Below are 7,377 nucleotides of genomic sequence, written 5' to 3' on the forward strand. Positions count from 1 at the left end.
GGGCACCTTCATGTGCGCTCCGACAAAGGAGAGGGGCCAGACCCGGGGGAACGCTCCCACCGGGCCCGGCCCACGTCATGCGGATCGAGTACCACCTCAGGAGGAACCGGTGGCGGACTCCACCTCGGTGATGAACTGCTCCGCCGCGTCCTCGGGCGTGAGGTTGCCGAAGGCCAGCTCATCGGACACCCGCTTGGTGATCTCCACGACCTCACCGGCGCCGATCGGCGGCGGCGGGTTGCCGTCGACGATGTCGCCCTCCACGTCCGTCAGGAAGATAGCGCTGCGCTCGTCCGCCTCGGGCAGCGAGCTCAGGATGTGCGCCCGCACGTCGATGTTGGCGGGCAGCCCCAGGTCGGCCAGGATCAGCTCGGCCGCCTGGTTGTCGTTGATCATGAAGTCGACGAACCGGGCCGCCTCCTGCGGGTGCTCGCTCCCGGCCGAGACCGAGTAGAACATCGCCGGCTTGAAGTACATGCCGGTACGCTCGCCATCGCTCTCACCCGGGTAGCGCAGCAGTTCGAGGTCACGGTCGGAGGACGCGGTCAGCCCGCCCAGCTGGTTGCTCCAAAAGTGCGCCATCGCGCCGGTGTTGGTGGCCAGCACCGACTGGTCGGGGCCACCCGCCTCGATCTCCACGCTCTGAGAGGCGCCCGGCTGCCCGCCGCTCTCCAGCAGGTCCTCGGTGATCTGGAACCACTCGGCGAGGGTCTCGGAGGAGAACGCGAGCTCACCGTCCTCGCCGTAGAGGTTCTCCCCGTGCTGACGGGCGAAGATCTGGAAACCGCTCTCGTTGTAGGACATGCTCTGGGTCCCAACGACCTCGCCGTCGGTGGCCTCGGTGATCTGCGTGGCGATCTCGACGTAGTCGTCCCAGGTCCACGTGGTGTCGTCGGGCATCTCCACCCCGGCCTCGGCGAAGGCCTCCGGGTCGGCGAGGATGGCGTAGACGTTCACACCGGAGGCCACCCCGTAGGTCTGACCGTCCAGGTCACCGCTGTCGGCGATCAGTGGGTCGATCTTGGCCAGGTCCAGCTCATCGGAGAACTCGTTGAGGTCGGCCAGCGCACCCCGGTCACCGTACTCACGCAGGTACCGCTCCTCCTGCATCATGATGTCGGGGGCGTCGTCGGCTGCGGTGCTGGTGGCCAACCGGTCCCAGTACGAGCCCCAGTCGGTGTAGTCGGGGCTGATCCGGATGTCGGGGTTGTCGGCCTCGAAGATCTCGATGACCTGCTGCATGTTCGAGTGTCGATCGTCCGCTCCCCACCAGGAGAAGCGCAGTTCCACCACACCGTCCTCGGCGGAGGAGCCGCTCCCGCAGGCGGAGGCGAGCAGTGTGACGGCGGCGGCCAAGGCCAGGGGAGCGGCCGTGCGGCGTGTGCGTACGCCGCCGGAGGGGATGTTCATCGGGGGGTCCTCAAGGTCTCGTTGATCGGGTGGGCAGGGTTGCGCGGGCGGGGCCACGCCGGGGGTCGTTCGGGTCAGGTGCCCGAACCGACCGCGCTGCGCAGTTCGGACACGAACTGCTCGGCCGCCTCACTCGCGGTGAGATTGCCGAAGCTGAATTCCTGGTAGGCGCGCCGGTTGATGTCGACGATCTCGCCCGAGCCCACAGGCGGGGGCGGGTTGCCATCGACGACCTCGTCCTCGATGTCGGCGAGGAAGTCGGCACCCCGGGTCTCGGCCTCGGGTAGGTCGGACATGATGTGCTCACGCACCTCGGTGTTGGCCGGCAGCCCCAGGTCGGCCAGTACGATCTCGCCCGCCGCATCACTGTTGAGCAGGAAGTCGACGAACCGGGCCGACTCCTGCGGGTGGTCGGTCCCGGCCGAGACCGCGTAGTACATGGCGGGCTTGAAGTAGGTGCCGGTGCGCTCGTTCTCGGTCTCTCCGGGAAAACGCAACAGCTCGATGTCGCGCCCGGAGGCCTGGACGATGGCGCCCAGCTGGTTGCTCCAAAAGTGCGCGGTGGCACCTGTGTTGGTGGCCAGCACCGACTGGTCGGGGCCACCGGCGGCGATCTCCACGCTCTGGGAGGCGTCCGGTTGCCCACCGCCCTCCAAGAGCCGATCGGTGAGCTCGTACCAGGCCCGCAGGGTCTGTTCGGAGAAGGCGACCTCACCGTCCTCGTCGAAGAGGTTCTCCCCGTGCTGGCGGACGAAGATGTGGAAGGCGTTCTCGTTGGTCAAGCCCTGGGTTCCCACGATCTCACCGTCGGTGGCCGCACTGATCTCGATGGAGATCTCCACGTAGTCGTCCCAGGTCCACGTGGTGTCGTCGGGCATCTCCACCCCGGCCTCGGCGAAGGCCTCCGGATCGGCGAGCATCGCCGAGGCGTTGACGCCGGTGGGAGCGGCGTAGACCGCCCCGTCCACCACCCCGCTCTGGGCCACCAACGGGTCCAGGCCCGACAGATCCAACCCCTCCAAGGTGCTCAGATCGGCCATGGCGCCCCGCTCCGCGTACTCGCTCAGGTAGGACTCGTCCTGCATGATCACGTCGGGGGCGTCGTTGGCGGCGACGCCGGTGGCCAACCGGTCCCAGTAGGCGTCCCAGTCGGTGTAGTCGGGGCTGATCCGCACATCGGGGTTGTCGGCCTCGAAGACCTCGATGACCTCCTGCAGGTTGGCGTGCCTCTCGTCCGACCCCCACCAGGAGAACCGCAACTCCACAACGTCCCCGGAGTCGCCGGATCCGGAACAGGAGGCCAGGGCCAGGACCAAGGCACCGGTGGCCGCGGCGACCATGCTCGGACGCGGGTGTCGTCGTGTGGAACGGACGCGGGTGAGGGGCGGCACGGGGGGGATCCCTTCTGTGGTGCGGCTCTACTTGATGCCGGTGGTGGCGATGCCCTTGACGAGGTAACGCTGACCCGCGAGGAAGAAACCGAACACCGGCCCCAGGGCCACCACCGACATCGCGAACAGCGGCCCCCAGGAGGTCTGGGAGCTGGAGTCGACGAAGGTGCGCAGCGCCACCGGAACGGTGTACATGTCGGGACTGGTCAGGAAGATCAGCTGACTGAAGAAGTCGTTCCAGGTCCAGATGAAGGTGAAGATCGCGGTGGTGGCCAGAGCCGGCAACGACAGCGGCAGGATGATCTGACAGAAGATCCGCACGTGCCCGCATCCGTCGATACGCGCCGCCTCGTCCAGGTCACGGGGCAGCCCGCGGATGAACTGGACCATCAAGAAGATGAAGAAGGCGTCGGTGGCCAGCAGCTTGGGAACGATCAGCGGGTAGAAGGTGTTGATCCAGTCCAGCTGCGCGAACAGGATGTACTGCGGCACGATCACCACGTGGATGGGCAACATGATCGTGGCCAGCATGATCGCGAAGAACAGGCGCTTGCCCCGAAACTCCAGGCGGGCGAAGGCGTAGGCCGCCATGGAGCACCCGATGAGGTTGCCGATGATGGAGCCGGCCACCACCATCGCGGAGTTGAGCAGGTAGTGGTGGAAGGGGAACTGCAGGGCGCCCCAACCCTCGGTGTAGTTGCTCGGGGTGAAGCTCCAAGGGATGAGCCCGGGTTCGCGGAAGATCTCCGCGGTGGGCTTGAAGGAGCTGGAGAGCATCCACAACAGCGGGTAGAGCATGATCAGGCCGAAGCCGATCAAGCCGATGTGGGTGAGCAGTCGTCGTGTGCGCGCGGACCGGGTCCGAGTGGGGGTGGGAGCCGGTGCCTTGGTCTCAGTCGCCATAGAAAACCCAGTACTTGGAGGCCAGGAAGTTCACGGCCGTGAACCCCCCGATGATCATCAGGAGCAGCCAGGCCATCGCCGAGGCGTAGCCCATGTCGAACGACCCGAAACCGCGTTGGTACAGGTAGAGCGTGTAGAAGAGGGTGGAGTCCGAGGGGCCGCCCGTGCCGCCACTGACGATGAACGCCTGGGTGAAGGTCTGGAAGGCGTTGATGATCTGCAGCACCAGGTTGAAGAAGATGATGGGCGTGAGCATCGGAACGGTGATGTTCCAGAACCGATGGAGGGGACCGGCCCCGTCCACGGCGGCGGCCTCGTAGTACATGCGGGGGACTTGGCGCAGCCCGGCCAGGAAGATGACCATGGGGGCGCCGAAGGTCCACACGTTGAGCACGATGAGCGTGCCCAGGGCGTAGTCGGGGTGGGACACCCAGCCGTACCCCTGCACCCCGAAGAAGGCCAGGACCTGGTTGACCAACCCCTCGGCGCCGAAGACCTGCCGCCACAGGATGGCGACGGCCACGCTGCCGCCCAGCAGCGAGGGCAGGTAGTACACCGAACGGTACAGGGGCAGGCCGCGCACCCCTCGGTCCAGGACCATCGCCAGCGCCAGCGCCAACGCCAACTGGAGCGGGACCGACACGAACACGTACACGAAGGTGACCCGGAGCGCGCTGAACAGACGATCGTCGCTCAGCATGCGTTCGTAGTTCTCCAGTCCCACCCACTGGTGGTCACCGATGAGGTTGTAGTCGGTGAAGGAGAAGTACAACGAGGCCAGCAATGGGCCCGCGGTGATGACGATCAGGCCCAGGAACCAGGGCGCCAGGAAGGCGTAGGCGGCCAGGTTCTCTTGGCGGCGCCGGCCGGTGCCGCGTCCCGCGGACCCCTTGGCGACGCGGGCCTTGGACGGGGCGGGATCGACCTTCTTGGGGCTTCGCTGGAGCAGTGCGCTCACGGCGCACCACTCCCGGGGCACACCTGAGACCGTGCCGGGCACAGGCGGCGACTGAGGGGGCTCATGGTCGGGGGACCACCAATCTGGTCAGGGCGGATGCGGAGGACGTGGGGCCGTCTTCGCTGACGTGGCCGAGAACACGTGGCGAACTCGCAGGTTATGGCCTGGTAAGCGCTATCCATAGTTTAAGATGTTCAGTTTCTAGCACCGGGCCAGATGGGTGTCAACAGACGATCGCCCCACGGGAAACCCCCTCTCCGGATCGTTATCTTCGCCCCCGGCGGCCTCGCGAAGCCGAAAAAACAACTCCGGAACCCGCGTTCCGGCCGGTCCGAGCCGCTTTTCCCGCCTTCGCGCCCAAGGGAAAACCATGGGCGAACATTGAGTTTCACTCTGGAAAGCGTTTACCCTGGCGGCGTGAACGACACCTCTCCACGCAGGTTCGCCATCGTCGGCACCGGGTCCAGGGCGCGCATGTACACCCGCGCCCTCACCGACACCCATCGGGACCTGGGCCTCCTGGTGGCCCTGTGCGACACCAACGCCACTCGCATGGCCGTGCACAACCGGATCGTCACCGAGGCGGGGCTGGACCCCGTCCCCACCTATGCGGCCGAGTCCTTCGGCAGCATGCTCCACGAGCAGAAGGTGGACGAGGTCATCGTGTGCACGGTCGACCACACCCACGCCGACTACGTCGTGGCCGCCCTGGAGGCCGGCGTCGACGCCATCACCGAAAAACCCCTCACCGCGGACCTGGACGGGCTCAAGCGCATCAACGCGGCCCAGGCCCGTACCGGCCGTCGCGTCACCGTCGGGTTCAACTACCGCTACAACCCCGTCCACCTCAAGCTGCGCGAACTCATCGCCTCCGGCGTCATCGGCGAGGTCGGTTCGGTGCACTTCGAGTGGCTGCTCGACCTGCGCCACGGAGCCGACTACTTCCGCCGCTGGCACCGCGACAAGGCCAACTCCGGTGGTCTGCTGGTACACAAGGCCAGTCACCACTTCGACCTGGTCAACTGGTGGATCGGTGCTCGCCCCGAGGAGGTCTACGCCTCGGGCCGGTTGTTCTTCTACGGCGCCGAGAACGGCCACCGCCACGGTGTGGCCGGTGACTACGCGCGCGGGCACTCCTCACCCCAGGCCGCTCAGGACCCCTTCGCCCTGCACATGGCCGACAGCCCCGACCTGACGGCCCTGTACCTGGAGGCCGAACACGAGGACGGCTACCGGCGCGACCTCAACGTCTTCGGTGAGGGCATCACCATCGAGGACGACATGTCGGTGCTGGTGCGCTACGACAGCGGGGTACGGCTCAGCTACCACCTGGTGGCCTACGCGCCCTGGGAGGGCTACCGGATCTCCATCACCGGCAGCAAGGGGCGCCTGGAGCTGGACATGACCGAGTTCGCGCACACCTCGCCCGAACAGGACGAGCAACACCCCGTCCGCGGCATGCCCGCCCCCAAGGAGAACAGCGTCGCCCGGCTGTGGCTGCGCCGTCACTGGCAAGAACCCGAGGAGATCCCCGTGACCGTGGGCGGGGGCGGACACGGCGGCGGTGACGTCGCCATGCTCACCGCCCTGTTCGGCCGGGTCGACGACGGTGTCCGTCCCGATCACGCCGACGGCGGCAACGCCCTGATCACCGGACTGTGCGCCAACGCCTCCATCGCCTCGGGGCGCCCCGTGCGCGTGGCCGAACTACTGGCGCGGGAGGACCGGTGAGCGCCCGCCCACTGCCCGAGGGGCCCGTGCCCGTGCTCCTGGTGGGCCTGCACGGGCACGGGCGCTCCCACCTGCGCGCACTGCGCCCCATGGTCGAACAGGGGCTGGTGCGCCTGGTCGGTGTGTGCGACCCCCGCCCGCCGGCCCCCGACGACGACCTGGAGGGGCAGGGCCCCCTGCCCCACTTCGACGACCTGTCCCGGGCCTTGGAGGAGACCGGAGCCCGAATCACCGTCCTGGTCACCCCCATCCACACCCACCTGCCCCTGGCCCGCACCGTGCTCGCCCACGGCTCCCACCTGCTGTTGGAGAAGCCCACCACCGCGACCCTGGCCGAACTCCACGAACTCACCGACGCCGTCACCGCCTCCGGCATGGTCTGCCAGGTGGGCTTCCAGAGCCTGGGATCGACCGCCATCGACCACGTCCGTGGACTACTGGCCCAAGGCGTCGTGGGCCGGCTGCGCGGCATCGGGGGCGCGGGCACCTGGAAACGCACCTCGGCCTACTACGACCGCGCCCCCTGGGCCGGCCGCCGCCGCATGGCCGGACACGACGTGATCGACGGGGCACTGACCAACCCCTTCGCGCACATGGTCGCCACCGCCCTGGCCCTGGCCGACGGCGGCGACCACGTCCCGAACGAGATCGTCCCCGAGCTCTTCCACGCCCACCCCATCGAGGCCGACGACACCTCCTGCCTGCGGCTGCGCACCCACCAGGGCACCCCGGTCTGTCTGGCCGTGACCCTGTGCTCGCCGCGCAGTCTGCCCCCCACACTCCACCTGCACGGCGAACACGGGCACATCACCTTCGAATACACCCTGGACCGGGTCACGGTGCACCTGCCCGGACAGGACCCGCACACCACCACCCACCCGCGCACCGGCCCAGGCGAAGCGCTCGTCGCCGCCCTGGATGGCCAGTCCGACGACGGACTCGTCGTTGAGGCCGATGTTGAGGACGGTCTCCATCATGCCGGGC

The 7,377-nt window shown here is 67.8% G+C and carries 6 protein-coding genes; 2 read left to right on the top strand and 4 right to left on the bottom strand.

Translation table 11 applies throughout. From position 1 onward, the window contains the following. Positions 1 to 96 precede the first annotated feature (96 nt). The 4 genes from ABZ717_RS20030 to ABZ717_RS20045 form a co-directional block, all read right to left on the bottom strand. Positions 97 to 1,410: an extracellular solute-binding protein gene (locus ABZ717_RS20030; protein WP_358512738.1), complete on the bottom strand. Its 1,314-nt coding sequence runs from the start codon at positions 1,408 to 1,410 to the stop codon at positions 97 to 99. 74 nt (positions 1,411 to 1,484) lie between these two features. Beyond that, the gene (locus ABZ717_RS20035; RefSeq protein WP_358512761.1) at positions 1,485 to 2,750 is read right to left on the bottom strand and encodes an ABC transporter substrate-binding protein; all 1,266 of its coding nucleotides are present in this window, start codon (positions 2,748 to 2,750) and stop codon (positions 1,485 to 1,487) included. Positions 2,751 to 2,828: 78 nt separating this feature from the next. Further along, complete coding sequence (locus ABZ717_RS20040; RefSeq protein WP_358512741.1) at positions 2,829 to 3,704, bottom strand: carbohydrate ABC transporter permease; 876 nt, start codon at positions 3,702 to 3,704, stop codon at positions 2,829 to 2,831. Next, on the bottom strand, positions 3,694 to 4,662 hold the full coding sequence (locus ABZ717_RS20045) for a sugar ABC transporter permease (protein ID WP_358512744.1): 969 nt from the start codon (positions 4,660 to 4,662) through the stop codon (positions 3,694 to 3,696). Before ABZ717_RS20045 ends, ABZ717_RS20040 begins: the two co-directional genes overlap by 11 nt. A gap of 417 nt (positions 4,663 to 5,079) precedes the next feature. Between ABZ717_RS20045 and ABZ717_RS20050 the strand changes: the two genes are divergently transcribed. Continuing rightward, a complete protein-coding gene (locus ABZ717_RS20050; protein WP_358512746.1) occupies positions 5,080 to 6,393 on the top strand; it encodes a Gfo/Idh/MocA family oxidoreductase in 1,314 nt (437 codons plus the stop codon). Next, a partial coding sequence (locus tag ABZ717_RS20055) for a Gfo/Idh/MocA family oxidoreductase (RefSeq protein ID WP_358512749.1) occupies positions 6,390 to 7,377 on the top strand: 988 nt, incomplete at its 3' end. The genes ABZ717_RS20050 and ABZ717_RS20055, both read left to right, overlap by 4 nt.

The sequence above is a fragment of the Nocardiopsis sp. NPDC006832 genome, assembly GCF_040635885.1.
In the GTDB taxonomy this organism is placed as follows: domain Bacteria; phylum Actinomycetota; class Actinomycetes; order Streptosporangiales; family Streptosporangiaceae; genus Nocardiopsis.

Coding starts and splice junctions, on each gene's coding strand:
- ABZ717_RS20040 (WP_358512741.1), bottom strand. CDS start 3,704: ATGGCGACTGAGACCAAGGCACCGGCTCCCACCCCCACTCGGACCCGG.
- ABZ717_RS20030 (WP_358512738.1), bottom strand. CDS start 1,410: ATGAACATCCCCTCCGGCGGCGTACGCACACGCCGCACGGCCGCTCCC.
- ABZ717_RS20035 (WP_358512761.1), bottom strand. CDS start 2,750: ATGGTCGCCGCGGCCACCGGTGCCTTGGTCCTGGCCCTGGCCTCCTGT.